The sequence below is a fragment of the Bradyrhizobium sp. ARR65 genome, assembly GCF_000472385.1.
In the GTDB taxonomy this organism is placed as follows: Bacteria; Pseudomonadota; Alphaproteobacteria; order Rhizobiales; family Xanthobacteraceae; genus Bradyrhizobium.
Map to the genome: position 1 here is coordinate 1 of NZ_AWZU01000070.1, position 26,604 is coordinate 26,604.

26 protein-coding genes and 1 tRNA gene are annotated in these 26,604 nt (G+C 63.1%); 17 read left to right on the plus strand and 10 right to left on the minus strand.

Going from position 1 to position 26,604, the window contains the following annotated elements:
• From F758_RS45695 to F758_RS0139375, 5 genes are all read right to left on the minus strand, one after another.
• Positions 1-246: hypothetical protein (locus tag F758_RS45695; protein WP_024510605.1), on the minus strand; the 246-nt coding region annotated here is incomplete at its 3' end.
• 105 nt (positions 247-351) lie between these two features.
• Positions 352-939, minus strand: a complete 588-nt coding sequence (locus F758_RS0139360) for a c-type cytochrome (RefSeq protein ID WP_024512961.1) — start codon at positions 937-939, stop codon at positions 352-354.
• A 160-nt stretch (positions 940-1,099) separates the two neighbouring features.
• On the minus strand, positions 1,100-2,374 hold the full coding sequence (locus F758_RS0139365; RefSeq protein ID WP_024512962.1) for a PQQ-dependent sugar dehydrogenase: 1,275 nt from the start codon (positions 2,372-2,374) through the stop codon (positions 1,100-1,102).
• A gap of 277 nt (positions 2,375-2,651) precedes the next feature.
• A complete protein-coding gene (locus F758_RS0139370) occupies positions 2,652-3,629 on the minus strand; it encodes a M14 family metallopeptidase (protein WP_024512963.1) in 978 nt (325 codons plus the stop codon).
• A 39-nt stretch (positions 3,630-3,668) separates the two neighbouring features.
• Positions 3,669-3,743, minus strand: a tRNA-Gly gene (locus tag F758_RS0139375).
• Between the two features lie 382 nt (positions 3,744-4,125).
• Here F758_RS0139375 and trxA point away from each other — a divergent pair.
• The gene (gene trxA / locus F758_RS0139385; protein WP_024512965.1) at positions 4,126-5,040 is read left to right on the plus strand and encodes a thioredoxin; all 915 of its coding nucleotides are present in this window, start codon (positions 4,126-4,128) and stop codon (positions 5,038-5,040) included.
• Between the two features lie 112 nt (positions 5,041-5,152).
• Positions 5,153-5,827 carry an LON peptidase substrate-binding domain-containing protein gene (locus tag F758_RS0139390; protein ID WP_024512966.1) on the plus strand — a complete coding sequence of 225 codons (675 nt, stop codon included), beginning with the start codon at positions 5,153-5,155 and terminating at the stop codon, positions 5,825-5,827.
• A 91-nt stretch (positions 5,828-5,918) separates the two neighbouring features.
• On the opposite strand, the gene F758_RS0139395 is transcribed toward F758_RS0139390, so the two are convergent.
• The 4 genes from F758_RS0139395 to F758_RS0139410 all read right to left on the minus strand — a co-directional run bounded on the left by F758_RS0139395 (position 5,919) and on the right by F758_RS0139410 (position 8,538).
• Complete coding sequence (locus tag F758_RS0139395; protein ID WP_024512967.1) at positions 5,919-6,749, minus strand: FTR1 family iron permease; 831 nt, start codon at positions 6,747-6,749, stop codon at positions 5,919-5,921.
• Positions 6,750-6,758: 9 nt separating this feature from the next.
• Positions 6,759-7,115, minus strand: a complete 357-nt coding sequence (locus F758_RS0139400; RefSeq protein ID WP_245286725.1) for a cupredoxin domain-containing protein — start codon at positions 7,113-7,115, stop codon at positions 6,759-6,761.
• A 22-nt stretch (positions 7,116-7,137) separates the two neighbouring features.
• Positions 7,138-8,034, minus strand: a complete 897-nt coding sequence (locus F758_RS0139405) for a DUF6662 family protein (protein ID WP_024512969.1) — start codon at positions 8,032-8,034, stop codon at positions 7,138-7,140.
• A 153-nt stretch (positions 8,035-8,187) separates the two neighbouring features.
• Positions 8,188-8,538, minus strand: a complete 351-nt coding sequence (locus F758_RS0139410; protein ID WP_024512970.1) for a hypothetical protein — start codon at positions 8,536-8,538, stop codon at positions 8,188-8,190.
• An 86-nt stretch (positions 8,539-8,624) separates the two neighbouring features.
• Here F758_RS0139410 and F758_RS0139415 point away from each other — a divergent pair, with 86 nt between their 5' ends.
• Genes F758_RS0139415 through F758_RS0139425 form a run of 3 tightly spaced genes read left to right on the plus strand, consistent with a single transcriptional unit; the run spans position 8,625 to position 10,351 of the window.
• On the plus strand, positions 8,625-9,206 hold the full coding sequence (locus tag F758_RS0139415) for a TetR/AcrR family transcriptional regulator (RefSeq protein WP_024512971.1): 582 nt from the start codon (positions 8,625-8,627) through the stop codon (positions 9,204-9,206).
• A 13-nt stretch (positions 9,207-9,219) separates the two neighbouring features.
• Complete coding sequence (locus F758_RS0139420) at positions 9,220-9,414, plus strand: Trm112 family protein (protein WP_024512972.1); 195 nt, start codon at positions 9,220-9,222, stop codon at positions 9,412-9,414.
• Positions 9,415-9,421: 7 nt separating this feature from the next.
• Complete coding sequence (locus F758_RS0139425) at positions 9,422-10,351, plus strand: alpha/beta hydrolase (protein WP_024512973.1); 930 nt, start codon at positions 9,422-9,424, stop codon at positions 10,349-10,351.
• 121 nt (positions 10,352-10,472) lie between these two features.
• Here F758_RS0139425 and F758_RS0139430 read toward each other — a convergent pair whose 3' ends face one another.
• Entirely contained in the window at positions 10,473-11,693 is a 1,221-nt protein-coding gene (locus F758_RS0139430) for a ubiquinone biosynthesis hydroxylase (protein ID WP_024512974.1), read from the minus strand.
• Positions 11,694-11,846: 153 nt separating this feature from the next.
• Between F758_RS0139430 and tesB the strand changes: the two genes are divergently transcribed.
• The 12 genes from tesB (at position 11,847) to F758_RS0139490 (ending at position 26,149) form a co-directional block, all read left to right on the plus strand.
• Positions 11,847-12,707, plus strand: coding sequence for an acyl-CoA thioesterase II (gene tesB, locus F758_RS0139435; protein ID WP_024512975.1), 861 nt, complete (start codon positions 11,847-11,849; stop codon positions 12,705-12,707).
• A gap of 258 nt (positions 12,708-12,965) precedes the next feature.
• Positions 12,966-13,304 (plus strand): P-II family nitrogen regulator, encoded by a 339-nt coding sequence (locus F758_RS0139440; protein ID WP_024512976.1) that lies wholly within the window; start codon positions 12,966-12,968, stop codon positions 13,302-13,304.
• A gap of 67 nt (positions 13,305-13,371) precedes the next feature.
• Positions 13,372-14,679 (plus strand): ammonium transporter, encoded by a 1,308-nt coding sequence (locus F758_RS0139445; RefSeq protein WP_024512977.1) that lies wholly within the window; start codon positions 13,372-13,374, stop codon positions 14,677-14,679.
• A gap of 332 nt (positions 14,680-15,011) precedes the next feature.
• On the plus strand, positions 15,012-15,350 hold the full coding sequence (locus tag F758_RS0139450) for a P-II family nitrogen regulator (RefSeq protein ID WP_024512978.1): 339 nt from the start codon (positions 15,012-15,014) through the stop codon (positions 15,348-15,350).
• Between the two features lie 37 nt (positions 15,351-15,387).
• The gene (locus tag F758_RS0139455; protein ID WP_024512979.1) at positions 15,388-16,887 is read left to right on the plus strand and encodes an ammonium transporter; all 1,500 of its coding nucleotides are present in this window, start codon (positions 15,388-15,390) and stop codon (positions 16,885-16,887) included.
• Positions 16,888-17,070: 183 nt separating this feature from the next.
• Positions 17,071-17,478, plus strand: coding sequence for a GFA family protein (locus F758_RS0139460; protein ID WP_024512980.1), 408 nt, complete (start codon positions 17,071-17,073; stop codon positions 17,476-17,478).
• Between the two features lie 206 nt (positions 17,479-17,684).
• Positions 17,685-18,899, plus strand: a complete 1,215-nt coding sequence (locus F758_RS0139465) for an aminotransferase class I/II-fold pyridoxal phosphate-dependent enzyme (protein WP_024512981.1) — start codon at positions 17,685-17,687, stop codon at positions 18,897-18,899.
• Positions 18,900-18,912: 13 nt separating this feature from the next.
• Complete coding sequence (locus tag F758_RS0139470) at positions 18,913-21,369, plus strand: DNA translocase FtsK (RefSeq protein ID WP_024512982.1); 2,457 nt, start codon at positions 18,913-18,915, stop codon at positions 21,367-21,369.
• Between the two features lie 107 nt (positions 21,370-21,476).
• Positions 21,477-22,307: an outer membrane lipoprotein carrier protein LolA gene (locus tag F758_RS0139475; protein ID WP_024512983.1), complete on the plus strand. Its 831-nt coding sequence runs from the start codon at positions 21,477-21,479 to the stop codon at positions 22,305-22,307.
• 346 nt (positions 22,308-22,653) lie between these two features.
• Positions 22,654-23,469: an exodeoxyribonuclease III gene (locus tag F758_RS0139480; protein WP_024512984.1), complete on the plus strand. Its 816-nt coding sequence runs from the start codon at positions 22,654-22,656 to the stop codon at positions 23,467-23,469.
• Positions 23,470-23,601: 132 nt separating this feature from the next.
• Complete coding sequence (locus F758_RS0139485; protein WP_024512985.1) at positions 23,602-24,705, plus strand: hypothetical protein; 1,104 nt, start codon at positions 23,602-23,604, stop codon at positions 24,703-24,705.
• Between the two features lie 301 nt (positions 24,706-25,006).
• A complete protein-coding gene (locus F758_RS0139490) occupies positions 25,007-26,149 on the plus strand; it encodes an L-dopachrome tautomerase-related protein (RefSeq protein ID WP_198026679.1) in 1,143 nt (380 codons plus the stop codon).
• The last annotated feature ends 455 nt before the right edge of the window (positions 26,150-26,604 follow it).

Below are 26,604 nucleotides of genomic sequence, written 5' to 3' on the forward strand. Positions count from 1 at the left end.
GCGGCGTTCGCGCCATTTTGGTCCACGGCGCTGCGGCAGCAGGTCGGCCTCCGCGCCGCTGCGCAGATACCGGTTATAGTACTTCCGGAAGGTCTGCGAGCACGTGCCGTGGTGGCGGTAGAAATCCCCGACCCGGCGGAATGTCGCCGATCGCCCCGCTTTCACTTCCTCATATTCTGCGATCAAGAACCGCCACTTCTGAATGTAATTCCGTTCAATCGTCCGGTCGAAGCTGTTGTCGCGCATCGAATCCCCCCTGCTGGGCTGGATTCGATCAGCGAATTAGTGAACATGCACAGCAATGACGGCGGAGCGCGCGCACCGTCCGATTCGCTTAGCTCGGCAACCGCTCTAGCTGCCCGAGAAATGCGCCAGATAATGCGCGAGCGCCTCGATTTCCTCTTGGCTTAAGGGATAGGCGACATCGGCCATGGCCGCGACGCCGCCGCCGGATCGCTTGCCGGACTTGAAGTCCTGCAGCGCCTTGACGAGATATTCCTCGCGTTGGCCGGCAATGCGCGCCACCGCCTTGGTGCCTGCGAAATTATCGGCGTGGCAGGAGGCACAGCGCCGGCCGACCGCAGCCTGCGCGCCCTTCTGCGACAGATCCGGATTATCGTCGGCCTGTGCTTTCGGCGGCGTCAGCGAGGCAAAATAGGCGCCGAGATTGCGGATATCCTCATTGCTGAGCTGCTCGACGATCGGCTGCATTTGCTCGTTCTTGCGTGCGCCGGAACGAAAAAAGACAAGCTGCCACTGAATGAACTGATCGGGCTGGCCCGCGAGCGAGGGGATGTTTTCAGTCTCCGAAATGCCGTTCGCGCCGTGGCAGCCGGCGCAGAGCTCGGCCTTCTCCTTGCCGGCCGCGATGTCAGCGGCATAGGCTGACGAGGCGCCGATCATCGTGACGGCGAGCAACCCCAGCAATCCGTTTCGCATCCTGTTTTCTCCTTGCGTGCTTTTCGAACGCGCTGGCGACCCGCAAAGCGCAAAACGTTTCTTAATTCGTGCGACGCGGCTTCGGCATCACAAGAGATCACAAAGAGAGAGGCTGCGGCGCCTCTTGGGGCAACCGCAGCCTCTCGTTCGTCAAACCTTCCTATTTACTGTAGCTGATGCGGTAGATCGCACCGGCCCAGTCATCGGAGACGAGGATCGAGCCGTCCTTGGCCAGGATGATATCGTCGGGCCGGCCGAGATAGCCCTGGTCGCCTTCGAGCCAGCCGGACGCGAACACTTCCTGCTTGGCATTTTTTCCGTCGGGATCGGCGGTGACGCGAACGATGCGTGCGCCCTGGTATTTATGCCGGTTCCAGGAGCCGTGCTCGGCGATCAGGATCGAGTTCTTGTATTCGGCCGGGAATTGGCTGCCCGTGTAGAACTTCATGCCGAGCGGAGCCACATGCGCGCCCAGCTTGAGCACGGGCGGTACGAACTCCGAGCACTTGTGACCCATCGCGAATTTCGGATCCGGCAGATCGCCCTGGTGGCAATAGGGATAGCCGAAATGCTCGCCGATCCTGGAGATCATGTTCAGCTTGTCGGAGGGCAGGTCGTCGCTGATCCAGTCGCGCGCGTTTTCCGTGAACCAGTATTTGCCGGTGCGCGGATCGACGTCGCCGCCGACGCTGTTGCGCACGCCGAGCGCCCAGATTTCCGCATTGCCGCTCGCCGGATCGACGCGGCGGATCTGCGAGACGCTGGTCGGGGGAATGCCGATGTTGAAGGGAGGGCCGAACGGAATATAGAACCAGCCGTCCTTGTCGACCGCGATATATTTCCAGCCATGTGCGGCGTAGGAGGGCATGTCGTCATACACCACCTTGCCCTCGCCGAGATGATCGAGATTGGCCTCGGCATTCTCATATTTGATCAGCTTGTCGACTGCGATCACATAGAGCGCGCCATTCTTGAAGGCGACGCCGGTCGGCATGTTCAGACCTTTAAGGACGGTCTTGACCTCGCGCTTTCCGCCATTGTCGGTGATCGCGTAGACGTTGCCGAGCCCGAAGGAGCCGACGAAGAGCGTACCCTTGTCGCCCCAGGCCATTTGCCGTGCCGCCAGCACGCCGGGCGCCCACACTTCGATCTTGAATCCGGGCGGCAGCTTGATCTTCTTGATCAACGCCGCAAGCTCCTCCTCCGACGCGCCAGTTGGCGGACCTGATGGCGGCGCCAAGCCCTTCTGCGCTTCAGTCTCGTCGCCCAGAAACCAGTCGTCCGGCGGATGCGTCCAGAATTCCTTAGTGCCGGATTCGTAGTGCTTCAGCCCGCGGCTCTGCTGCTGTTGTTGTTGCGCTTTGGCGAAACTCGCGCCCGCAATCAGACCGATTGCTGCGAGCGCAAGAACGGTGTGGTGGAAAGCCGGCTTCATCACGTCACTACTCCCCTATGCGGCCTGGCGGCCGCGTCTGTCGTCTTATTTTGAGAACGTTTCGAGAAACGAACTTGGCGTCTGCCGTGTGATCAGACGGAAAAATGTTAGCACATCTAGGACGGCTGAGAAGCGTACACGACATTGTGCGATTGAGGCGGCGAGAGTTGAGAAGACATTTCGCACTGCGGCCTTGCGCAGAGACTTTGGTATGCTGCGGCTCCGTCGCATTCGCCGTGCTCGACGCTCATGCCGCATTGCTAGGCAACGCAGCGCCTCAGGAGGCAGGAATCAGACGCCCCAAACGGACCGCCGTCAGACCTGCCCACAGGCGCTGCGACGGCATCAGCACAAAACAATCGTCATGCGGGGTTACGACGGGCTCGCCGCCATCATGGCCGATCACGGTGCCGGCACGCGGAATGATTTCGCCGCCGCGCAAGGGAAGCGCGAAGACGAATTCGTGCTTGATGGTCACCGGCATCGTGATCTCGATGAAGCGGCTTGGCTCATCAGGCAAGGAGACGGTCGGTGCCTCGAAGGCTGGGGGCGCCATGTCGAGGCGCTGCAGCATGCGGATGCAGGCTGCGTAGGCAACCTCGCCGCTTGATGCCGCCCAGTGCTGACCGCATTCAATCAAGAGCGCGGTCTTGGCGGAGCAGGGATCACCGAAGCCGCCGTAATCGCGCATGCGTGGCCCTTGCGCGTGGCCGCGGTCCACCACGACGAGATCGGCAACGCCAACCTTGCGTGCGAGCTCGCGACTGCGTTGATGCGGGCCGGCAAGCACCAGGGGTTCATTCGGATGCTGGGTGGTGTGCAGGTCGAGCAGATAATCCGCCTGCTCGACAAACGGCCGCAACGCGACGGCCCGCGCGACATCGGCGCTGCGCGGCGACGCATCCAGAATGTCTGACGACCAGATCCGGTTCATGTCTTCTTCGACCCAGCGGCTGGCCCGGGGCGCGGAAGGATCGAAACGCGCATAGGCATCGACATTCGCGAAAGCGAGCGTGAGGCGCCCGCGCGAGGGATTAAGACCTTGCGACAGCAAGCGATCGAGCGCCACCGCGCCGGCCGGTTCATTGCCATGAACCAAAGCCGTGATCAGAAGATGAGGACCGGGCCGCGCGCCTGCGAAACTGTGAACGAAAGGAACGCCTGTCGTGCCGTCGCGCCAGCGCCCGATGTTGGGTGGCGAAAACTCAACGGGATATTCGATGATAGGCTGGGCCTGGGCGCGGGTGTCGGTCACGATCGCACCCTTAAGGATCAGCGGAGTTGAAGAAAAAATTGGAGCGGGCGATGGGGCTCGAACCCACGACCCCGACCTTGGCAAGGTCGTGCTCTACCACTGAGCTACACCCGCGTCCTCTAAGCATTGGCGGTCGCCCGTGGGCGCCGACAACGGCAGACCTATGCCAAATGCCGCCGGCGAATGCAATGCCTGCGGCAGGCCTGGAACCCGCAAAAATCGGCTGGTCGCCGGCAAATCGGTCCAAATTCTCCCAAGCGGGCTCCAAATTCGCGTTTCCCTGCCGCGGAGGCCGGCAAATTTGCCCTCAAGCTTGCCCACCGCGATTCGCGCCATTCGGCTGGGAGGCGCTGCCCGCCCCAATCTCAAGTACCGCCGGCAAGAGCCCGAACCGATTGAAATTTGTCGCCAGACCGCCATCTAGCTGAACAGAACTCGTAAGACCACCACGCGGGCCGTGCTAGAAGGGCCCTTTCAGACAGCGGACGAGGATCCCGTGACCATAGTAGAGCAGGGCGGCGCGACGGCCGCGCCCGATCTGATCAAGGAGACCACGACCCAGAGCTTCGTGAAGGACGTCATCGAGGAATCCAGGCGTCAGCCGGTGCTGATCGACTTCTGGGCGCCGTGGTGCGGTCCCTGCCGCCAGCTTACGCCTGTTCTTGAAAAGGCGGTTCGCGCCGCCAAGGGCAAGGTCAAGCTGGTGAAGATGAACATCGACGAGCATCCGGCCATTCCGGGCCAGATGGGGATCCAGTCGATCCCGGCCGTGATCGCCTTTGTCGGCGGACAGCCGGCCGACGGTTTCATGGGCGCGCTCCCGGAAAGCCAGGTCAACGCCTTTATCGAGAAGCTGACGCGCGGCGTGCGTGCGGCAGGCGAGCCCGATCTTGCGGAGATTCTGAAAGACGCGGACGCGGCTTTCGCGGAGGGCGATGTCGCCGCCGCCGCGCAAGTCTACGCCGAGGTGCTGGCGCATGATTCGACCAACATTCCGGCGCTCGCCGGCCTTGCGAAGTGCTATGTGGCGACCGGCGCGGTCGAAAAGGCCAAGCAGACGCTGGCCATGGTACCGGAGTCCAAGCGCAACGACGCCGCGGTGAAGGCCGTGCAGGCCGCGATCGATCTTGCCGAGCAGGCCTCCTCACTTGGCCCGGTCCACGAACTGGAACAGAAAGTCGCCGCAAATCCGTTGGATCATCAGGCGCGCTTTGATCTTGCCACCGCTCTCAACGCGGCGGGCAAGCGCGCCGAAGCCACCGACCAGTTGCTGGAGATCGTCAAGCGCGACCGCAAATGGAATGACGATGCCGCCCGCAAGCAGCTCGTGCAATTCTTCGAAGCCTGGGGTGGTGCCGATGAGGCCACGATTGAGGGACGCAAGCGTCTGTCGACGATCCTGTTTTCGTAAACCCTCAACCGCCGGGGCCGCGGTGGATTCTTTGAGCTAGCGCCCCTTCGTTCCCGAAGTTCGTATCAGGGGCGCTGCCAGGGATGTGCGAACTTCGGAAGACGGGGACTTGATGCCGATCAACGCCGAATATCGCGGGCCCGGCGATCTGCCTGAGGTGATTCCAGTGTTTCCGCTGGCGGGCGCGCTCTTGTTGCCGCGCGGACAGATGCCCCTGAACATCTTTGAGCAGCGCTACCTAGCGATGGTGGACGATGCCTTCCGCGATAGCCATCGGCTGATCGGCATGATTCAGCCCGACGTTACTCACTCGACCAATGAAGAGAACCCCGCGCTGTTTCGCATCGGCTGCGTCGGCCGCATCACTCAGCTCGCCGAGACCGGCGATGGCCGCTATATCCTCGAATTGACCGGCATCTCACGGTTCAAGGTCGTCGAAGAAATGCAAGTGCTGACGCCTTACCGGCAATGCAAGGTGGACTATTTCCCGTATCTCGACGATTTCACGGCCCGCAAGGGCGAGGAGGCGGTCGACCGCGAGGCGCTGCTCGCCGTGCTCGCGGATTTCCTGAAGGCGAACAATCTCAGCGTCGATTGGGAGGGCATCGAGAGTGCGCCCAACGAGGCGCTGGTCAATGCGCTGGCGATGATGTCGCCCTATGGAGCCGCCGAAAAGCAGGCGATGCTGGAAGCGCCCGACTTGAAGACCCGCGCCGAGATCCTGATCGCGGTCACCCAGATCGATCTGGCCAAGAAGCGCACCAGCGGCGACCCGCCGCTGCAGTAAACTTGGGTTGATCCTGGCGCTTGAGCGTGAACCGTCATCCTGAGAGGTGCGAGCGGAGCGAGCACCTCAGGATGACGGGCACAATCCCACTTCACCTCGCCGCAACGGCGTGGGCACCGCGCTCCTGTGCCGTCATCAGCATCAGCAGACCCGTGACCGCGATCACGGCCAGATACACCCAGAGCTGCATTTCGGTCGGCTGATCGGTGTAGCCGATCAGCGTGTGCAAGGCGCGTCCAGGGATGCTCTGGTCCGACAGCAGCCAGCCCGAGTCCCACACCACCGTGTCCAGCGAGGTCAGCCAGTTCGCTCGCTCCAGGAAGGCAATCGCCTGCGCCGCCATGCCGGCTGCGAGCAGGGTGATCAGCACCGTCGTGGTCCCGAACAACGCGCGCGGCGGGATGCGCACCAGGCCCAAATAGGTGAGCAGGCAAACGCCGGCGCCGAGCACCAGGCCGAGGCAACCGCCAAGCGTGAGCGTCAAGGCCGAGCTGCCGTCGGACGCCGCCACGCCATACAGAAACAGCGCGACCTCGCTGCCCTCGCGCAGCACGGCGACACCAACGACGACGGAAAGCGCCAACAGCGACTTGCTCCCTTCGGCGACCGCCTTTCCGATCGCGCGCATTTCGCCCGCGATCGCCCTGCCGTGCCGCGCCATCCAGACATTGTGCCAGGTCAGCATCACCACGGCCACGCCAAGGATCGCGGCGTTAAAGACCTCTTGCCCCATGCCTTCGAAGAGTTGCGACAACACCCCGGCGAAGGCCGCGACCAGGCACGCGGCCACGACGCCCGCCAGCACGCCGCCGCCAATCCAGCGGCCGCGATGCGGCACCGAGGCTGTGACCGCAAGCACGATGCCGACGATGAGGCCGGCCTCGAACACCTCACGGAACACGATGATCAGCGCAGCCAGCACCTTGGCTTCCTATTGCACATTCAGCGCACCGCGCGCTTTTTCGTTGAAGTCGTCGTAGAACTCATAGCGCCCCGGTTTGAGCGCCCGCACATTGATGATGCCTTCGCTTTTTGCGGCGACCACTTTCTCCACCCGCAGCGATTTGCTTTCGAACTCCATCGCCTTCCCGTCGAGATTCCTGACGCGGAACACCACGGACCTGTCCGCCGGCGCGCGAACCTCGTTCGGCTGAAAGGCACCGTTGGCATAGGTGAGCTGAACCTCCACCGCCTGCTCCGCGCGTGTCGGAGCCGCGGACAGCAGTGCCAGCGCGCAGGCGCCGGCAAGGCTCAGGCGTATCGGTATCGGCTTGGCGTGCGACATCATCGACCCTTCAATGCGAGCAAGATCAGAATTCCCAGGCGAATTTCAGGCGGGCGCGATGGCGCTGGAATTCGGACAGGTTGAGCGCCAGCGAATTGCCGGCCTCGCGGCCCCAGACCTGGCTGTTCCAGGCCGCAACCATGAACATTTTCGGCGTGAACTGCACATAGAGCGTCGGCCCCAGCATCACGGCGTCGCCGGTGAAGGCCGACAGAGTCGGACTGTCATAATGGCGTAGATACCAGACCTCGCCGCCCACCAGCACATTGGGAACAATGCGAAGCGAAAGCGCTGCCGAGCCGCCGAGGGTTGCTTCGCGAACGGTATCGCCCGTGGCCGTCCATGTCACCTCCGGCTCGTACAAGAGATCGAAGCCCGCATAGAGGCGGTTGCGCAGCAGTTCGAGATCGGCATTGACGGTGGTCTCGAACTCGTAATTGTGCACGTGCTCGCCGCTGGTCTCGTCGATAAGGCGCACATTGGGCTCGAAAGCGAGCGTCACCGAGAGCGGGTTGCTGGAGGTGCGCTCGACCGCGAGATAGCGGAACTCGGCGAAGCCGCCGGCGAAGGCGGCGGCGTTGCGGTTATCGAGATCGGTGACGCCACCGATGTTGTGGGTCGAGCCGAGCGCGCCGAATTCGATCTGCACGAACTGGGAGGGCGTGAATTCGTATTCGTATTTGGTCTCGGTGGCTGCGTAATGACCGTCGCGCTTGCCGAACCGGCCGATACTGTCGATGGTGAATTCCTTCTCGCCCTCGATGCCGATGCCCGAGCCCGTGGTGAAGCCGAAGATGTATTTGGTCTCGATCTCGAGCCAGTCGTTCGCCTCGTCGGCGCGCGCAATGCCGCCGAGACAAAGCAGAAGGACAACGTGGATCGCCAGGATGGCATGCCGTTCAACTTCGATCGCTCTGCGCATGCCAATGATTCCGCCGCCTGCCCCTTTTCGACGGCACCAGCTAAAGGCTTGCGGCACCTGCGGCCAAAAAGACTCGTTCTAAACTGGAACGATTCTAAGTCTTTCTCTCAAATCGCCGCACCCTGACACCGCACGCGGGGCCTGCTCGCGCACTCAGTAACCCGCAAGCGCGAGCGCCACCACGGCGCTCATGGCGATCCAGCCGAAATGCCTGCCTCTCAATGCCCAGGCATTGCCCAGCGCGGCGAAGGCGTACACGACAACGAAAGTCACGACGATCCAATGCCGCGCCTGGTCCGATTCCATCCACGACGCAGCAATCAGCAGCACACCGCCGCCGACCCAGGCGACGGTGCCGGCTTGCCATACCGCGCGGATCAAGGTGCGCACGCGCTTTGGCTCGATGGTGGCGCGGGCGAACACCTTGGTCTCTCCGAGCACGCCATGGATGAGGGCCGCCACGATGGCGAGCAGCCCTGAAGATTGCAGCAGGAGATCACGCATCGAAGCCTCCGCTTCCATACAGCGCTGTATGGTTTATGCGCCTCGCTCTGGCGCCTGTCAATACAGCAGTGTATGGTCGCGGCATCATGGCTGATCAACTTTCCGCCACCGACTGGCTCGAAGCGGGCCTCAAGGCGCTCGCGGCAAACGGTTTCCCGGCACTGAAGGCCGAGCCGCTGGCCAAGGCGTTGGGCGTGTCGCGCGGCAGCTTTTACTGGCACTTCGCCGATTTGAACGCCTATCACGCCGCGGTGCTGGATCATTGGCGGGAAGTGGCCGCCGAGCGGGTCATCGCCGACCTGGAGACGGGCGAGGCGGGCGAGAGTCCGCTGTCACGGTTGCTGCGGCGAAGCTTCTCGGGTCGGCTGATGCTGGAAAAAGCGGTGCGGAGCTGGGCGACCTTCGATTCCCGAGCTCGCGCCGCTGTGCAGGCGATTGATCGGCGGCGGCTGGAATACGTGGAAGGCCTGCTGCGCGGAACCGGATTGCCGGCCGAGACTGCGCAGGCGCGCGCGCAAATTCTCTATTGGGCCTTCGTCGGCTATGCGCTGTCCGACAAGCCGCTGCCGAGAGCCAAACAAGACGCCGTGCTGCATGAGCTGATACGGATGGCCTTGGCACAGGCCGACGACATGCAAGGCACGGCTATGCTAAAAGCGAATCGCTAGCTGGAGCACGCGAATGACGCCGCCGGAACGTCCTGAAAACACGGTCGATCCCAAACTGCTTGAAATCCTGGTGTGCCCGGTGACCAAGGGCCCCCTGGAATATGACGCGGCGAAGCAGGAGCTGATCTCCCGCTCGGCCAAGCTCGCCTATCCTATACGCGACGGCATTCCGATCATGCTGCCGGAAGAGGCGCGGAAGATCGAGTAGGCGATCGATGCGCGCCGTTCTGGCCGCGATCGGCCTTCTGCTTTTCGCACTCACCGCGGCCGCGTCGGCCGAGGAGAGCAAGATCACGGTCGGCGCCATCGACGCCGTGTTGACGACGCCCGCAGGCGTCGAGCGGCCACCGGTCGCGCTGTTGATCGCGGGCTCGGGATCAACCGATCACGACGGCAACGGGCCGCAGATGAAGCCGGCGACGCTGAAGAAACTGTCCGAGCAACTGATCGCACGCAATATCGCGACGCTCCGCTATGACAAGCGCGGGGCCGGGACATGGAAGCCAGAGTTCGGAAAGCCGGAGGATTTTCGCTTCAAGGACTACGTGGAGGATGCAGCGGCCCTCGTGAGCTATCTCCACGCCAGCGGCAAGTTCTCGCGCGTTGTGCTGGTTGGACACAGTGAAGGCGGTCTGGTCGCCATCCTCGCGGCGCAAAAGCAGCCCATCGATCGCCTCGTATTGCTCGCGACCGCCGCGCGAAAGCAGGGTGATCTGCTCAAGGCGCAGTTCGAGAAGAAGCTTCCGCCCGAGACGTATGGACCGATCGCAAAAGCGATCGACGCGATCATGGCGGGCCAAATCGTCGATCCCTTGCCGCCGGGCCTTTCCATCCCGCCCGCTTTGCAGCCTGGCATTGCCTCGGCCTTCACGGAAGATCCCATCGCGCCGCTGAAGAAGGTGCAGGCACCGATGCTGATCGTCGGAGGCGGCCGCGATCGCCAGGTAGCCCGGCTCGACTTCTTGGCCTTGAGCACCGCCGCCTCGACAGCGAAGACCCTGTGGGTGCCAGAGATGAATCACGTGCTGGTCGACGTCGACAACGACGCCGACGATCTCGCCGCCTATAATCAGCCGGAGCGGCCGCTCGATGCCACGATGATCGAAGAGGTCGCGGCGTTTATCTCGGAGAACGGCGTGCGTTGATTTAGGGATGTCATTCCGGGGCGCTCGCGAAACGCGAGCGAAGTGCGGAATCCAGAGGCTGTGGCGCGAGATTCCGGGTTGGCTTGCTTCGCAAGCGCCCCGGAATGACGGGTGCCCCACGCTACAACGCCTCGCCCCTCAGCAGCCGCGGCACTTCGCCGGTGAGCCCCGCCGCTTGACGGATGAACAGGTTTTTCAAGGGCGGCGCGCGATCGACGAAACCCAGCCCGATGTCGCGCACCGTGCGCAGCAGGGTGGATTTGTTCGAGAACAGGAAGTTGAGCGAGTTGGTGGCGACGCCCATGGCCATGGTGTCGAAACGCCGCCAGCGCTGATAGCGCTCGAGCACGTCGGCCTGACCGATATCGATGCCAAGCCGCGCCGCATCGACCACCACTTCGGCCAAGGCTGCGACATCCTTCAGGCCCATGTTGAGCCCTTGCCCCGCGATCGGGTGAATCACATGAGCGGCGTCGCCGATCAGCGCCAGGCGTTCGGCGATGAAGGAGCGCGCGACGAAATAGGACAGGGGGAAGGCACGCGGCTTGTCCAGCGGCTTGATTTCGCCGAGATGCAGACCGAACCGCTGCTCAAGCTCCTGTAGAAACGCGTCGCCATCGAGGGCAACGATCCGGGCAGCCTCGGTGCGTTTCTCGGTCCAGACCAGGGAGGAGCGCTTGCCTTTGAGCGGCAGGATCGCAAAGGGGCCGGCGGGCAGGAAGTGTTCTTCGGCCCGGCCGCCATGATCGCGCTCATGGCCGACGGTCACGACGATGCCGGATTGATCATAATCCCAACCATGGGTGGGAATGCCGGCACGCTCGCGCAACTTCGAGCGGGCGCCGTCGGCGCCGACCAAAAGGCTCGCCGCGACGGTGCTGCCATCGGCCAATCGCACATCGATGCCGTCACTGCGCGCGTCGTAGTCGGTGACGGCGGTCGCCCTGAGGTCGACGCCGCTTTCTTCGGCACGCTTGACCAGCGCGTCGATCAAATAGCGGTTCTCGATCATGTGGGCGAACGGCTCGCCCGGTTCGACATGACCGGCGAAGGTCAGGAATACCGGCCGCGTCGCATCGTGCAGCTTGGAGTCCGTGATCACCATGTCGAGGATCGGCTGTGCCTCGGCGGCGACGTCCTCCCAGACCCCGATGGTGGCGAACAGCCTCCGGCAGGCGGCAACAATGGCCGTGGCACGGGGATCCCGGCTCGGCCGGGACGCCAGCGCGGGGTCGGCCACAATGACGGGGATATCGGCGCCCAGGCCCTGACGTAAGCCAAGCGCCAGCGCCAGTCCCGCAAATGCGCCTCCGCCGATGACAATACTTCCTTGTGCCGACATGAACTCACCCGCCTCCCACCCTTGCTACCGGATTATAGCTGGGCGAAACAGATGGGCGAAACAAGGGCCCGAATGTCTCCGGCACCGTCATTCCGGGGCGATGCGACAGCGTCGAGCCCGGAATGACGTCCCCAAGAACCCGAAAGCACGCAAATGTCCAAGAGCCTGATCGACCTGCTTGCCATTCTCGACCTCGAACCGATCGAGGTGAACCTGTTCCGCGGCAACAGCCCGAAGACGAGCTGGCAACGGGTGTTCGGCGGCCAGGTGATCGGACAGGCGATGGTGGCGGCGTGCCGCACCGTGGAGGGCCGGCTGCCGCATTCGTTGCATTGTTATTTCATCCTGCCCGGCGATCCGCAGGTGCCGATCATCTATCAGGTCGAACGGCTGCGTGACGGCAAGAGCTATTCGACGCGGCGCGTCACCGCCATCCAGCACGGCAATGCCATCTTCTCCATCATGGTGTCGTTTCACGCCGAGGAGGAGGGGTCTTTCGACCACCATGACAAGATGCCCGACGTGCCGGGACCGGAAAAGCTCACCGCCGAGGAACTGTCCAAGCAGCCGATGTTTCCCGAAATGCCGGAATTCATCCGCCGCTATTACGAATCCGATCGTCCGATCGAATTGCGCCCTGTCGAGATCGGCCGCTATTTTGGCCAGAAAATCGAGGACGGCCGTATTCATATCTGGATCAGGACCGCGGCAAAGCTGCCGGACGATCCGGCCCTGCACATGTGCGCGCTCGCCTATGCCTCGGATTTTTCGCTGCTCGACGCGGTGATGGCGCGCTACGGCCGGACGCTGTTCGACAGGCGGATGATGCCGGCAAGCCTCGATCACGCGATGTGGTTTCACCGTCCGTTCCGCGCCGACGAATGGCTGCTTTACGCCCAGGATTCGCCCAGCGCCCAAAGCGGGCGGGGTCTCACGCGCGGGCTGATCTTCAAGCCTGACGGCACGCTGGTCGCCTCCGTCGCCCAGGAAGGCTCGGTCCGCGAGCGTCGTTGAACCGGAGCTCCGTGCGGCGGGAACAGCAGGCCCTTCCCTGGTCCACCTCTCCCCGTTTGGTTGTGCCGGCGAACATTCACGCTCACTGGTACTCTTCAGACGGAGTCGTCTCGGCCTGCACAGGGTTAATTTTCGAACAGGTCCCGAACGGGCCTCTTAACCTTGCAGCTTTTTTGTGCCATTTGCCCATAAAGATGCCAGAGCGCGGCGGGTCGGCCGTTGACCGACCGAGCCGCCGAACCCCCGGGGGCCCCGATCATGAAACTCATCGTCGCCGTCATCAAACCGTTCAAGCTTGACGAAGTGCGCCAGGCCCTGACGGCGATCGGCGTGCACGGCATGACGGTGACGGAAGTGAAGGGCTATGGCCGGCAGAAGGGCCATACCGAGATCTATCGTGGCGCCGAATATGTCGTGAATTTCCTGCCGAAGCTGCGAATCGAAATCGCCGTTGCTTCAGACATCGCGGACAGGGCGATCGAGGTGATCACGACGCATGCGCGCACCGGTCAGATCGGCGACGGCAAGATCTTCGTCACACCCATCGATCACGCGCTGCGCATCCGCACCGGTGAAACCGACAGCGACGCGCTCTGACCTTGATTCTCTTTAGCCGCGCGACCGGCACCGACTGCGGCCGCGCCATCATGCCGGGAACATGACAATGGGGGCACTACTGCTTCGCGGAGCGCGCTGCGCTGCGCTCATCGGACTTGCAACGATCACCTGCGCGTCGACGCCGGCCTTTGCGGCGACGTCAAGCGTCGATGGCGCCGATACGGCGTGGATGATCGTCGCCACCGCGCTGGTGCTGATGATGACCATCCCGGGGCTCGCGCTGTTCTATTCCGGCATGGTGCGCAAGAAGAATGTGCTGGCGACCATGGCGCAGAGCCTCGCCGCGGTGATGATCATTTCGATCCTGTGGGCGGCGTTCGGCTATTCGCTGGTGTTCACCGGAGACGGCCCATGGCTCGGCTCGCTCGATCGCATTTTCCTCGCCGGCATGAGCATGGACAGTGTGCATCCTGCCGCCAAGACGATCCCCGAAGCTCTGTTCATGCTGTACCAGATGACGTTTGCGATCATCACGGTGGCGCTGGTGGCGGGCTCGGTGGCCGACCGCATGCGGTTTTCCGCCTATCTGCTGTTTTCGATCGCCTGGTTCGTGCTGGTCTATGTCCCGCTTGCGCATTGGATCTGGGGCGGCGGCTTTCTCGCCAGCATGGGCGTTGTGGATTTTGCCGGCGGCCTGGTGGTGCATCTATCCGCGGGCGCCAGCGGTCTGGTCGCCGCCAGGGTACTGGGCCAGCGCCACGGCTATGGCTACGAGAATCTGTCGCCGTTTGACCTGTCGCTCGCGGTGATAGGCACCGGCCTGCTGTGGGTCGGCTGGTTCGGGTTCAACGGCGGCTCGGCGCTAGCGGCGGACTCGCGCGCGGTGATGGCGATCATCGCCACCCATCTAGCCGCGTGCGCCGGCGCCCTGACCTGGGGCGCGATCGAATGGTCGAGCCGCCGCAAGCCGTCGGTGCTGGGCATGATTTCCGGCGCGGTCGCAGGTCTCGGGACGATCACCCCGGCGTCCGGCTTTGTGGCGCCCTGGCATGGGGTCATCATCGGCGTGATCGCGGGTGCGGTCTGCTACTGGGCCTGCACCTGGCTCAAGCAACGTTTCAAATACGACGATTCGCTCGACGTGTTCGGCGTGCACGGCATCGGCGGCCTGACCGGCACCTTGCTTGCCGGCGTCTTTGCGACCGCCTCGATCGGTGGGGTATCCGGTGTGATCGAGGGTCATGCAGAGCAATTGCTGGTTCAGTTCTACGGGGTCGCGGTCACCTTGACCTGGTGTTCCGGCGTCACCTACGTGATCCTCAAACTGGTCAGTGTTTTCGTGCCGCTGCGGGTGTCGCGGGAACACGAGCTGGAGGGCCTCGACATTTCGCAACATGGCGAGGCGCTGCAGTAAACAACTGGAAAATCCAGCGCCGCATTACCGTTCCACAGGCGCCTTTCTGCCCCGCGCGTGAGCACGATTGTGTCGGGACGTTGGCGTGCGCACCATTTGAGCAACACTGATTAATCCTTAGGCGCGACCAAATAGCACAGGTCGCGCCCGTTCTCGCAAAGCGTGAAAAGACCCGCGTTCATAATCCGTTAGGGCATGCCGTCGATCTGGCACGGCATTTGATTCCTCCCGTCGCGGCTGTGCCCCCGCGTTGTGAATTATTCTCCGCGTGGTGAACCTCAGTCGAGAACGCCCGGCCTCGTCCACACCGGGCCCAAGCGGGGATAGGACCCATGAAAATTGTTATGGCGATTATTAAGCCATTCAAGCTCGAGGAAGTCCGCGACGCCCTGACCGCCATTGGCGTTCATGGTCTCACGGTCACTGAAGTCAAGGGATATGGCCGCCAGAAGGGTCATACCGAAATCTATCGCGGCGCCGAATATGCCGTGAGTTTCCTGCCCAAAATCAAGATCGAGGTGGCTGTGTCGTCCGACCAGGTCGACAAGACCATCGATGCCATCACATCGGCCGCGAAGACCGGCCAGATCGGCGACGGCAAGATCTTCGTCATCAATCTCGACCATGCGGTTCGTATCCGCACCGGCGAGGCGGATGCGGCGGCCCTCTGATTTCGCGCTCACCCTTACCACTCAGGAGTAATTGAAAATGACGTTTAAGCGTCCCACCCGCGCGGGATGGGCAGCCCTCGCGATCGCTGCACTCTGCGTCGCGGGCTTCGTCGATGCGGCGTTCGCCGAAGACGCGGCACCTGCCGCGGCCGCCGCACCTGTTCCCAACAAGGGCGACGTGGCCTGGATGCTCACATCCAGCGCGCTCGTCCTGATGATGTCGATCCCCGGCCTCGCGCTGTTCTACGGCGGCCTGGTCCGCACCAAGAACATGGCGTCCGTGCTGACGCAGGTGTTTGCGATCGTCTCCATGATCGGCGTGACCTGGACGATCTACGGCTACTCGCTCGCCTTCGGCGACGGCGGCGGCATGACGCCCTATATCGGCGGCTTCACCAAGGCCTTCATGCACGGCATCGACGCCAGCTCGACCTCGGCAACCTTCTCCAACGGCGTTGTCATTCCGGAACTCGCTTACTTCGTGTTCCAGATGACGTTTGCGATGATTACGCCGGCCCTGATCGTTGGCGCCTTCGCCGAGCGCATCAAGTTCTCGGCCGTGATGCTGTTCATCCTCTTGTGGTCGACCTTCATCTACTACCCGATCGCGCACTGGGTCTGGTACGTGGCCGCTCCGGATGATGTCGCCGCCGCCGCCAAGGCCCTTGCCGCCGCGACCGACGCCGCGGCCAAGACCGCAGCCCAGGCCAAGCTCGACGAAGTCACCGGCAATGTCGGCTGGCTCGCCGGTGCTGGCGCGCTGGACTTCGCCGGCGGCACCGTGGTGCACATCAACGCCGGCATCGCAGGCCTGGTCGGCGCGCTCATCATCGGCAAGCGCGTGGGCTACGGCAAGGACCTGATGGCCCCGCACTCGCTGACCATGACCATGATCGGCGCCTCGCTGCTGTGGGTCGGCTGGTTCGGCTTCAACGCCGGCTCGAACCTCGAGGCCAACGGCACCACCGCGCTGGCCTTCGTCAACACCATGGTTGCGACCGCCGGTGCGGCGCTGTCCTGGCTGCTCAGCGAATGGATCGTCAAGGGCAAGCCGTCGCTGCTCGGCATCTGCTCCGGCGCGGTGGCGGGTCTCGTCGCCGTCACCCCGGCCTCCGGCTTCGCCGGCCCGGTCGGCGCGCTGGTGCTGGGCCTCGTCGTCTCGCCGATCTGCCTGTTCTTCGTCTCCACGGTGAAGAACTCGCTCGGCTATGACGACGCGCTTGACGTATTTGGCGTGCACTGCATCGGCGGTATCGTCGGCGCGCTGGGCACCGGCATCCTGGTCAATCCTGCGCTCGGTGGCGTCGGCATCACCGACTACACCAACATCACCGGCAACAATGCCGGCACTTACGACCTCGCCACCCAGATGATCGCGCAGAGCAAGGCCGTGCTGGCCACGCTGGTGTGGTCCGGCGTCGGTTCGGCGATCCTCTACAAGATCGTCGATCTCATCGTCGGCCTGCGTCCCTCGGTCGAGCAGGAGCGCGAGGGCCTTGATATCACCGACCACGGCGAACGCGCTTACAACATGTGATCCTCCCGGGGCGCGGCTCCGCGTAACCGGCCGCGCCCACAACTTCGGTTTGGGCACATACCCGGCAATGCCCCGACCGTTGAGGGGCTCCAGCGCAAGTTGGAGCCCCTTTCTTTTTGCGCCGAAGCCCGCCAAACTCCCGGCAACCGTCAGAACGGAAAAAGGCGGCAAGGGGAGGACACGATGAAGCTCGAAGGCGGATGCTATTGTCGCGAAGTGCGCTACGTCGCCGAAGGTGACGCAATGATGAAGGCACAGTGCCATTGTCGCGAATGCCAGTACATCAGCGGCGGCGCGCCCAATATTTTCGTGGCAATGCCGGCCGACGGCTTCAGCTATACCGAAAGCCAACCCAAGCAGTTCGCTCGCAGCGATCTCCCCCGCGCGGTGACGCGCGAATTCTGCCCGACCTGCGGCACCCATCTGGTGACACGCGTGCCCGGCCTGCCCATGGTCGTGCTCAAGGTCGGCACGCTCGATGATCCCGCGCTGTTTGGAACGCCGAAGCTGGCGATCTACACCATCGATAAGCAGGCGTTTCACCACATCCCGGAAGGCATGCCGGCTTTCGAGCGGCTGCCGCAGCGCTAGCGGAACCCGGGAAGGCTGTACGTCAAATCCCGGCTGGCACAGCCGCCCCGAAAGTGGTTTTTAGGAGTATGGAGGCGCCAAAATCACCGCTGGCTTCGATGGTTAATCGCGTCTTAACCTCGCCCTATCTATGGTGATCTGATCCGCTTCCGGCCGGTCCCGTCAACGTGATCGGCGGTCTTGTCTCGAGTACTGGCGCTTTACGTATGCCTCTGACCGCTCCATCCCGCACGCCGCAAGGCGCCGGCCAACAGGACAGCGAACGCTCGCCCTTTGCGCGCACGGCGGAACTTCTGGCGCCGTACAAGCCGGGCAAGCCCTTGATTACGCTGTCCCTAGGCGAGCCGCAGCACCCGCTGCCCGGCTTTGTCGGCGATGTGCTCGCCCGGCATATCGCCGAATTCGGCCGCTATCCGCTGGCCAAGGGCATCGAGCCGTTCCGTAAAGCGGCAGCCGCCTGGCTCTCCACCCGTTTCAAGCTGCCGCGTCCGGTCGATCCCGAGAGCGAAATCCTGGTGCTCAACGGCAGCCGCGAGGGCCTGTTCTTCGCCGCCATCACCGCAGCGCGCTATGTCGGTGAACGCCGCGGCAAGCCTGCGATCCTGATGCCGAACCCGTTCTATCCCGTCTATGGGGCGGGTGCGCGCGCGGCCGGTTGCGAGCTGGTCTATCTGCCGACCACGCCCGCCAACGGTTTTCTGCCCGACCTCGATTCGCTGGATGAGGCCCTGCTCGCGCGGACGGTCGCGATCTACATCGCCTCCCCCGCCAACCCGCAGGGGTCGGTCGCCTCGCCTGATTACTTCAGGCGACTGAGGCAGCTCGCCGAGCGGCATCGCTTCGTGGTCCTGAGCGACGAGTGCTATTCGGAAATCTACACCCGCGAGGCGCCGGGCAGTGCGCTGGAATGCGCGGGACCGGACTTTGCCCGCGTGGTCGTATTCCAGTCGCTGTCCAAGCGCTCGAACCTGCCGGGCATGCGCGTCGGCTTTGCCGCCGGTGACAAGCAATTCATCAGCCTGTTCCACGAGCTGCGCAACGTCGCGGCTCCGCAAGTGCCGGTGCCGCTGCAGCATGTCGCCGTGGCGGCCTATAGCGATGAGGCCCATGTCGAGGAAAATCGCAGGCTCTATCGAATCAAATTCGATCTGGCCGACCAGATCCTCGGCAGCCGCTACGGCTACAAGCGGCCTGCGGGCGGCTTCTGCGTCTGGCTCGACGTGTCCGATCGCGGCGGCGATGAAGCCGTAACCGTCAGGCTCTATCGCGACGCCGGCGTGCGCGTCATTCCCGGCAGCTATCTGGCGCGCCAGCAGGCGGATGGATTCAATCCCGGCGCAGGCTACATCCGCCTGGCGCTGGTCTCGGACAGCGAGTCGACGGCCGAAGCGCTGCATCGGCTGGTCGGGACCTTGGAGTAATCGCTAGGGGCGCATGAGGATGCCGGCGATCGAACGTGTCATTCCGCTGGTCGGTCACTTGCCGAACTCGATTCGCGAGGCGTTGGCGCGGCGCTTGCGCGAACTCGCCGGCCTCGGGCTGATCGCCCTGTCGGGCGTGGCGGCCGCCGCGCTGATGACCTGGTCGGTTCAGGATCCGTCGCTGAGCCACGCGACCTCGCGCGCCATTCATAATTTGATGGGCTATCCCGGCGCGATCGGCGCCGACCTGTTGATGCAGATCTTGGGACTCGGATCGATCATGGCGATCCTGCCGCTCGCGGTGCGCGGCTGGCGGATGATGAATCACCGGCCCTTCGACCGCGAGGCGCTGCGTTTCGGCTGCTGGGTGCTCGCCACCGCGCTCGCCGCCGGCTTTGCGAGTTGCTGGCCGCACAATGGCGCCTGGCCGCTGCCGACCGGACTCGGCGGCGTCGTCGGCGATGCGCTCGTGCGCGCGCCGGCCGTGGTGTTCGGGCCACCCGGCTTCGTCTATCGCTTCGTGCTCGGGATCATTCTCTTCCTCGCCATGGCCGCGAGTTTCCTCCTCGCCGGCGGCTTCGGCTCGTGCGAGGTCGAGGAGGATGAAGCGGCCATCGTTGATGAAGATGCGCCTTTCGAGGAAGAGGAAGATGATCGCGGCTCGATCTCCCTGGGATGGATCTTCCACGCGTTGATGAGCGCGAAGGCGCGCCTGATCTGGCTGCTCGGCAAGGCCTATCGTTCGCTGGTTTCGAGCACGTCGCAGCCACGCCTGTCCTTTGAGCGCCAGGAGCCAAATCTCGGCGGGCGCACGGCGCCGGCCTTGGCGCCGGAATCCGAAGAGGATTTCGACGACGACGTGGATGAGGAAGCGGAAGAAGAGGAAGAAGAACCCGCCGCGCGCAGCCCCCGCAAGAAGCCTGCGCCCCGCACGCCCGCGCGGAAAACCTCCGAGAAATTCGATCTTCCCTCGGTCTCGATGCTCGCTGCGCCGAGGGCAGCCGATCGCCAGCCGCTCAGCAAGAGCGAACTGGAAGCAAATTCACGCGCATTGGAAGGCGTGCTGCAGGACTTCGGCGTCCGCGGCGAGATCGTCAAGGCCAATCCCGGCCCGGTGGTAACGCTTTACGAACTGGAGCCTGCGCCCGGCATTAAGTCCTCGCGCGTCATCGGCCTCGCCGACGATATCGCGCGCTCGATGAGCGCGCTCTCCGCGCGCGTCGCCGTCGTTCCCGGCCGCAACGCCATCGGCATCGAGCTGCCGAACGCGCATCGCGAAAAGGTCTACTTGCGCGAACTGCTCGTCGCCAAGGAGTTCAACGAATCGGTTGCAAAACTGCCGCTCTGCCTTGGCAAGAACATCGGCGGCGAATCGATCATCGTCGATCTCGCGCGCATGCCGCATCTGTTGATCGCCGGCACCACCGGCTCCGGCAAATCGGTTGCGATCAACACCATGATCCTCAGCCTGCTCTATCGGCTGCGCCCCGATCAGTGCCGGCTGATCATGGTCGACCCCAAGATGCTCGAACTGTCGGTCTATGACGGCATTCCGCATCTTCTGACTCCCGTCGTGACCGACCCCAAGAAAGCCGTCGTCGCGCTGAAATGGGCGGTGCGCGAGATGGAAGAGCGCTACAAGAGAATGGCCAAGCTGGGCGTGCGCAACATCGACGGTTACAACGCGCGCCTTGCGGAAGCCCGCTCCAAGGGCGAGGAGCTGACACGCACTGTGCATACCGGCTTCGACAAGGAGACCGGCAAGGCGATCTACGAGGAAGAAAAGCTCGATCTCGATCCCCTGCCCTATATCGTCATCATCGTCGACGAAATGGCCGACCTGATGATGGTTGCGGGCAAGGACATCGAAGGCGCGGTGCAACGCTTGGCGCAGATGGCACGCGCGGCGGGCTTGCACGTGATCCTCGCCACGCAAAGGCCGTCGGTCGACGTCATCACCGGCACCATCAAGGCGAATTTCCCGACCCGCATCTCCTTCCAGGTCACGTCCAAGATCGACAGCCGCACCATTCTGGGCGAGATGGGCGCCGAACAACTGCTCGGACAGGGCGACATGCTCTACATGGCTGGCGGTGGACGCATCAGCCGTGTGCACGGCCCGTTCTGTTCGGACGAAGAGGTCGAAAAAGTGGTGCGCTACCTCAAGACACAGGGCGCGCCGGAATATCTCGAAGCCGTCACCGCGGAAGAGCCGAGCGAGGAAGACGGCGCCGTGTTCGATGCGACCGGCATGGGTGGCGATGGCGGCGGCGATCTGTTCGCGCAGGCCGTGGCGATCGTCAAACGCGACCGCAAGGCCTCCACCAGCTACATTCAGCGCCGTCTGCAAATCGGCTATAACCGCGCCGCCTCGCTCATGGAGCGGATGGAACTCGAAGGCATCGTGGGACAGGCCAACCACGCCGGCAAACGCGAAATTCTGGTCCCGGAAGAAGAAGGCGGCTTCTAATTGCCGCGCGCACGGAATTTCGACACGAAGTCCATATTTCACGGAAAAGCCATATCTCCGCCTGCCGAACCACGGTAAAGTGGCCCGAATCCAGACAGGACGACGCGTTGCTTAAAGATCCAGCACTTCGATCGGCCAAATCCTTCGTCTCTCGCGGCGCCGCTGTCGCGGCGGCGCTATTGGTCGTGGCCTCACTGATCGCGCTTGCGGCGCCGCTGTCGGCGCAGACCGTTCCGATTCCGAAGCCGTCCCCGAAGGACCGCGGAAGCATTCAGTTGAGCGAAGCGCCGCGGGGTCCGGTGACGACGGCCGCGGCGCAGCCAACGCCGCCGGAACCGATCATTCCGGATCCACGCCGCAACGTGCCGACCAGCATATTTCAGACCTTCGATGCCAATCAGAAGGCGCAGGCCGCCAGGGTCAGCGCCTATCTCTCCTCGCTGCAGTCGTTGGTCGGCAATTTCGTGCAGGTCGGTCCGGACGGTACCAAGACCAAGGGCGACTTCTATATCCAGAAGCCGGGCAAGGTCCGCTTCGAATATGATCCGCCGACCCCGATCGAGATCATCGCCGACGGCTCCTCGCTTGCAGTGCGCGACCGCAATCTCGCGACCCAGGACATCTATCCGCTCTCGCAGACGCCGCTGCGTTTTCTTTTGTCGGACCGTATCGACCTGATGAAGGACACCAATGTCGTGAACGTCAGCGCCGATGACGTCTTCATCAGCGTCACCATCGAGGAGAAACAGGCCCTCGTCGGCACCAGCCGCCTGATGCTGATGGTCGGCGCCAAGGACGGCCAGCTCAAGCAGTGGACGGTGACCGATCCGCAGGGCTACGACACCACCGTCGCGGTCTACAACCTCGATACCACCAAGAAGATCGATCCCGGCCTATTCAAGATCGATTTCACGCGCTATCCAGGCTCACCGGGATAGCCTGATCGGTTAGCTCGAAGCCGGTCCGTCTAGAACCGTCGCCCTGAGGTGCCGTCGCGAAGCGGCGGCCTCGAAGGCGACGGCCGCGGCTCTCGCAGCGGGGCCCTTCATCCTTCGAGGCTCGCGGAGCCTGTCATCGGGCCGCGCTTCGCGCTGACCCGGTGGCGAGCTCCTCAGGATGACGGGTCAACTTAAGGGCTCGGTTCGATTTGAAGCGGGCGCGCCTTTGGCGCCACTCCAATCCGGCAGCTCCGCGCCAAGCGTTGCGGCCTGCAATCCAGAGGATTATGTTGGCTAAGTTGCCTCGTCGCTTGCCCTTAGCGCGGCGACGGGAATAGTTGCTCCCATGCGTCTTTCCTTGACAACCTGGAACATCAACTCGGTGCGGCTGCGCATCGATCTGGTCGCGAAATTCATCAAGTCGGCGCGGCCCGATGTGCTCTGCCTGCAGGAAACCAAGTGCATCGACGACGCCTTTCCGCTCAAGCGCTTCAAGCGGCTGGGCTATGAGCACATCGCGCTGAACGGGCAAAAGGGCTATCACGGCGTTGCCATCATCTCGAAACTGCCGTTCGAGACCACCGATATCAGGACGTTCTGCGACAAGATCGATTCGCGCCACATCTCGGTTGCCTTCGGCGACAAAGCGCAGTTTGCCAAGCCCCTGGTGCTGCATAATTTCTACGTGCCCGCTGGCGGCGACGTCCCCGATCCGGAAGCAAACCCGAAATTCGACCACAAGCTCAAATTCCTCGACGAGATGAAGACCTGCGAGCCGCTGCATCCCCGCGGCGAGGACCGCCACATCCTGGTCGGCGACCTCAATGTCGCACCGCACGAGAACGACGTGTGGTCGCACAAGCAGCTCTTGAAGGTGGTCTCGCACACCCCGATCGAATGCGAGAAGCTGCTGGCCGCGCAAGAGCGCGGGCAATGGTTCGACGTCGCGCGCGAGCGCATCCCGCTGTCGGAAAAAGTCTATACCTGGTGGAGTTATCGTGCCGCGGACTGGACCGTCGGCGATCGCGGCCGCAGGCTCGACCACATCTGGGTCTCGCGCGCGCTGAAGAACACGGTGAGCGATTTCCAGATCCTGCGCGACGCCCGTGCCTGGGACCGTCCATCCGACCACGTGCCGGTGACAGTGACGCTGGAGGTTTGAGCTCGCCGTCGCCCCGGCGAAAGCCGGGTCCATAACCACAGGCAGCAGGTGTTGCGCTAACGGCCAGAGAGAGGCCGGCTATCGGCGGATTACGCTTCGCCAATCCGCTCTGCGCACTGCGAAGGTGCCGTCATGGATAGAGACAGACATACCATCGCAATCAGGGTTGCCCTTGCGGTCGGACTCTTGCTTGCTCTACCGAGCACTTTGCGCGTCGTGTCTTCTGCCATAGCTCAACCGAGCGCGCTTTCGAGCAAACAAGCGGATGCGCTCAACGCCTACGAGCACGCCTTGAGCGAGTTCAAATCAATCCTTGCCGAGCGACGACACCAGATCGATTCGCACCAGGTGCTTCCCAACCTGCCGGGACAGGCGCTTTACCTCGCGCGCATCGACATGATGAGCACGTACAAGGACCTCACGGACGCGCTTCCATCAAGGATCGGCAGGCCCAACAAATTCGGAATCCCCCCGCAATATTTTGACGCCGACAATGAACCGCTGGTCGACGAGTACAGAAGACTCTTCGACATCATGGAGGCCCCGCCCGCCAACGCGCAAAGCTCGGCGACGCCGTTCAAGGACGTGATCGACCTGGGCGTCGCCATTGCGCGCGCCAAAGGCCTCGACACGGCCAGTGCCGAAGCCGCGGGTCGTATCAGTCTGGGGCTGTTCTTTGCCGAGACGAGCGGGATTCAAAATGCCGGAAATGCGCGCTCCAATGCCTACAAGGGCAGTTTCCAGACCGCGCCATCCGAAGATCGCATTGGCCGGAGAAAGTGGGAAACCATCAAGGCGTCGATAGCGGCCTTTGATCCGCAGCTCATCGCGCGCGATGAAAAGGAAGAGCGACGTGCCGGCGGCCTGGATCGTCGATTCAACCACTGGACCGCCGTGCGAGATGGCCTAATGAACGCACACGCAGAACTCTTTCTGCAAATACCTGAAATCGCGAAGACACTGCCAAACCCGATCGATCAGATGAAGTTCTTTGAGCTCATCCAGATCATCCCCACACCGGCACGAACCGCGCTCAACTCAGGCCGCTTGCTCGACTACAGGGTTTCCGACCCGAGGATCATGCGATATCTGCGCAACAACGGCATCTTCGCGCTTGGACACGCCGAGCGGGCAAGAACGTCTGCAAGCTTCCGCGAAATCTTGGATGCGATGTGGCTCTTCACCGGCAAGTTCGAGCGGGCGATTTCCAAATTTCAAGAGATCAGGTCTCCCTGAAGCGCGCTGGTTGAGTACAGAGGCGGCGGTCTCGACCATCGGACGATGTGCCGGTGACGCTGGAGGTCTAGTGTAGACGGCCTAGGAACGTCATCCCGGGGCGCTCGCGAACGCGAGCGAACCCGAAAATCCAGACGTTGTGGCGCGAGATCCCGGGTTCGGTGCTGTCGCATCGTCCCGGAATGGCGAACCAAATCACACGCCCAGCCCCTAGCTCTCGATCATCCCATTGTGAGGGAACCAGCCGAGTGCCACGCCGATTATTCAGGCTCCGGTCTCACCACAACCGCTGGCCATGACGATGACAGCAAGATTGCGCCGCGCGCCGCTCGGAATTCTCTTGGTCGCAACAATGCTCGCGGCAGCGCCTGCCGCGGCGGAGAGCTCCCATCATGAGAGCGCCGGCACAATCGGTCCGCCGCTGCAAACCGTGAAGACGTTCGGTGACGATTTTCGCCTGGTTGGGATCGGCGTCTCAGCCAATGGCCGGGTGTTTGCGACGGCGCCGGCTTCCCAGGTCCGCTCTCGCTTCAGCATCGTCGAGGTCGATCCAAACACGGGCGCGGTGACTCCCTATCCCGACGCGGCATGGAATAATTTCAACGAGCAGGGAGACGGCGCCTCGCAATGGATCTCGGTTCAGGCGCTTTGGGTTGATAGGGCCGATCATCTATGGGCGCTCGATTCGTCCTTGACGAAAGTGGATCAAGAACGACTGCCGCCCAAACTGGTCGAGTTCGACCTGTCGACGAACCGCGTGATCCGACAATATGATTTCAAGGGCGTGGTGTCGCCGAAGGACTCGCTGAACGATCTCCGCATCGATGTCGCTCACGACTACGCCTATCTCACCAATGCCGGCAACAAAGGCAGCCTGGTGGTGCTCGACCTCAAGACCGGCAAGGCGCGACAGGTCCTGGTGGGCGATCGCTCGACCTTCGCCGATCCGAAACAGCACCTGATGATCGACAAAGAGGTGGCGCTGCGGCCGGACGGCTCGGTCGCCGCGATCCAGGCTGACGGCATCGCCCTGTCGCCGGATGCGGAATGGCTGTACTACCGCCCACTCACCGACCACAATTATTGGCGCGTGCCGACAGCCGCGTTGCGCGACGAGAAGCTCTCGGATGCGGAACTGGCCGGAAAGGTCGAGTATCTCGGCAGCTCGGTGCTGAGCGGCGGGCTTATCATGGATTCGCAGGGCACGCTTTATGGCGGCGATCTCGAGCACGCCACTGTGGCGGCGATGAAGCTCGCACCGGACCACAAGCTGCGCACAAGCATCTTTGTCAGCGATCCCTCCAAGCTTTCCTGGGCCGACGGCTTCGCGATCAGCGGCGGCTATCTCTATATCGCCGACTCCCATCTCTGGGAGGTCGCGTTCAAGAATAACAGGCCACGTTCCGGTCCCTTCACGATCTTCAAGGTGAAGCTGCCGGGTTAGCGCATGATCCGGGATCATCGGCGCCGCTTCTGGGACGCCTCAACCCCTATCGGGACGACCGATTTGTCCGGCCGGCACGCTTCCAAAATTCCTGTCAATCCGGCCGCGCAAAAATATTTCTGTTTTTCCGAAGCTAGAATCAGTCGTATGGTTCGCGCATCCCGCCTCGATGACAGAGGGGCGCATCGCGATCGTCACGAACGCGAGGCGGGCTGCGGTGGACGCGAGAATGCCGACAGACGANCGGCATGATCNCGGACGGTGAAGTCGTGTGGTTCTGGCGCGCCCATGCAGGCGCCAAGTCTTGCGGACGTGATGATCCGCACGGCGACGGTGGCAATCAAGCCTGGTTCACCGGGAAGAGCACGAAGTAAGCCGTAAACCACTCGCGCAGGGAAGGCCGGTGTGATCACCGCCTGTACCTGTGGTCAACGCGCGCTTCGCGCAAATTTTTT

Coding starts and splice junctions, on each gene's coding strand:
- F758_RS0139445 (WP_024512977.1), top strand. CDS start 13,372: ATGGGGGCACTACTGCTTCGCGGAGCGCGCTGCGCTGCGCTCATCGGA.
- F758_RS0139425 (WP_024512973.1), top strand. CDS start 9,422: ATGCGCGCCGTTCTGGCCGCGATCGGCCTTCTGCTTTTCGCACTCACC.
- F758_RS0139365 (WP_024512962.1), bottom strand. CDS start 2,374: ATGAAGCCGGCTTTCCACCACACCGTTCTTGCGCTCGCAGCAATCGGT.
- F758_RS0139480 (WP_024512984.1), top strand. CDS start 22,654: ATGCGTCTTTCCTTGACAACCTGGAACATCAACTCGGTGCGGCTGCGC.
- tesB (WP_024512975.1), top strand. CDS start 11,847: ATGTCCAAGAGCCTGATCGACCTGCTTGCCATTCTCGACCTCGAACCG.
- F758_RS0139490 (WP_198026679.1), top strand. CDS start 25,007: ATGACAGCAAGATTGCGCCGCGCGCCGCTCGGAATTCTCTTGGTCGCA.
- F758_RS0139460 (WP_024512980.1), top strand. CDS start 17,071: ATGAAGCTCGAAGGCGGATGCTATTGTCGCGAAGTGCGCTACGTCGCC.
- F758_RS0139430 (WP_024512974.1), bottom strand. CDS start 11,693: ATGTCGGCACAAGGAAGTATTGTCATCGGCGGAGGCGCATTTGCGGGA.
- F758_RS0139420 (WP_024512972.1), top strand. CDS start 9,220: ATGACGCCGCCGGAACGTCCTGAAAACACGGTCGATCCCAAACTGCTT.
- F758_RS0139455 (WP_024512979.1), top strand. CDS start 15,388: ATGACGTTTAAGCGTCCCACCCGCGCGGGATGGGCAGCCCTCGCGATC.
- F758_RS0139470 (WP_024512982.1), top strand. CDS start 18,913: ATGAGGATGCCGGCGATCGAACGTGTCATTCCGCTGGTCGGTCACTTG.
- F758_RS0139360 (WP_024512961.1), bottom strand. CDS start 939: ATGCGAAACGGATTGCTGGGGTTGCTCGCCGTCACGATGATCGGCGCC.
- F758_RS0139485 (WP_024512985.1), top strand. CDS start 23,602: ATGGATAGAGACAGACATACCATCGCAATCAGGGTTGCCCTTGCGGTC.
- F758_RS0139450 (WP_024512978.1), top strand. CDS start 15,012: ATGAAAATTGTTATGGCGATTATTAAGCCATTCAAGCTCGAGGAAGTC.
- F758_RS0139410 (WP_024512970.1), bottom strand. CDS start 8,538: ATGCGTGATCTCCTGCTGCAATCTTCAGGGCTGCTCGCCATCGTGGCG.
- F758_RS0139390 (WP_024512966.1), top strand. CDS start 5,153: ATGCCGATCAACGCCGAATATCGCGGGCCCGGCGATCTGCCTGAGGTG.
- F758_RS0139405 (WP_024512969.1), bottom strand. CDS start 8,034: ATGCGCAGAGCGATCGAAGTTGAACGGCATGCCATCCTGGCGATCCAC.
- F758_RS0139465 (WP_024512981.1), top strand. CDS start 17,685: ATGCCTCTGACCGCTCCATCCCGCACGCCGCAAGGCGCCGGCCAACAG.
- F758_RS0139400 (WP_245286725.1), bottom strand. CDS start 7,115: ATGATGTCGCACGCCAAGCCGATACCGATACGCCTGAGCCTTGCCGGC.
- F758_RS0139440 (WP_024512976.1), top strand. CDS start 12,966: ATGAAACTCATCGTCGCCGTCATCAAACCGTTCAAGCTTGACGAAGTG.
- F758_RS0139415 (WP_024512971.1), top strand. CDS start 8,625: ATGGCTGATCAACTTTCCGCCACCGACTGGCTCGAAGCGGGCCTCAAG.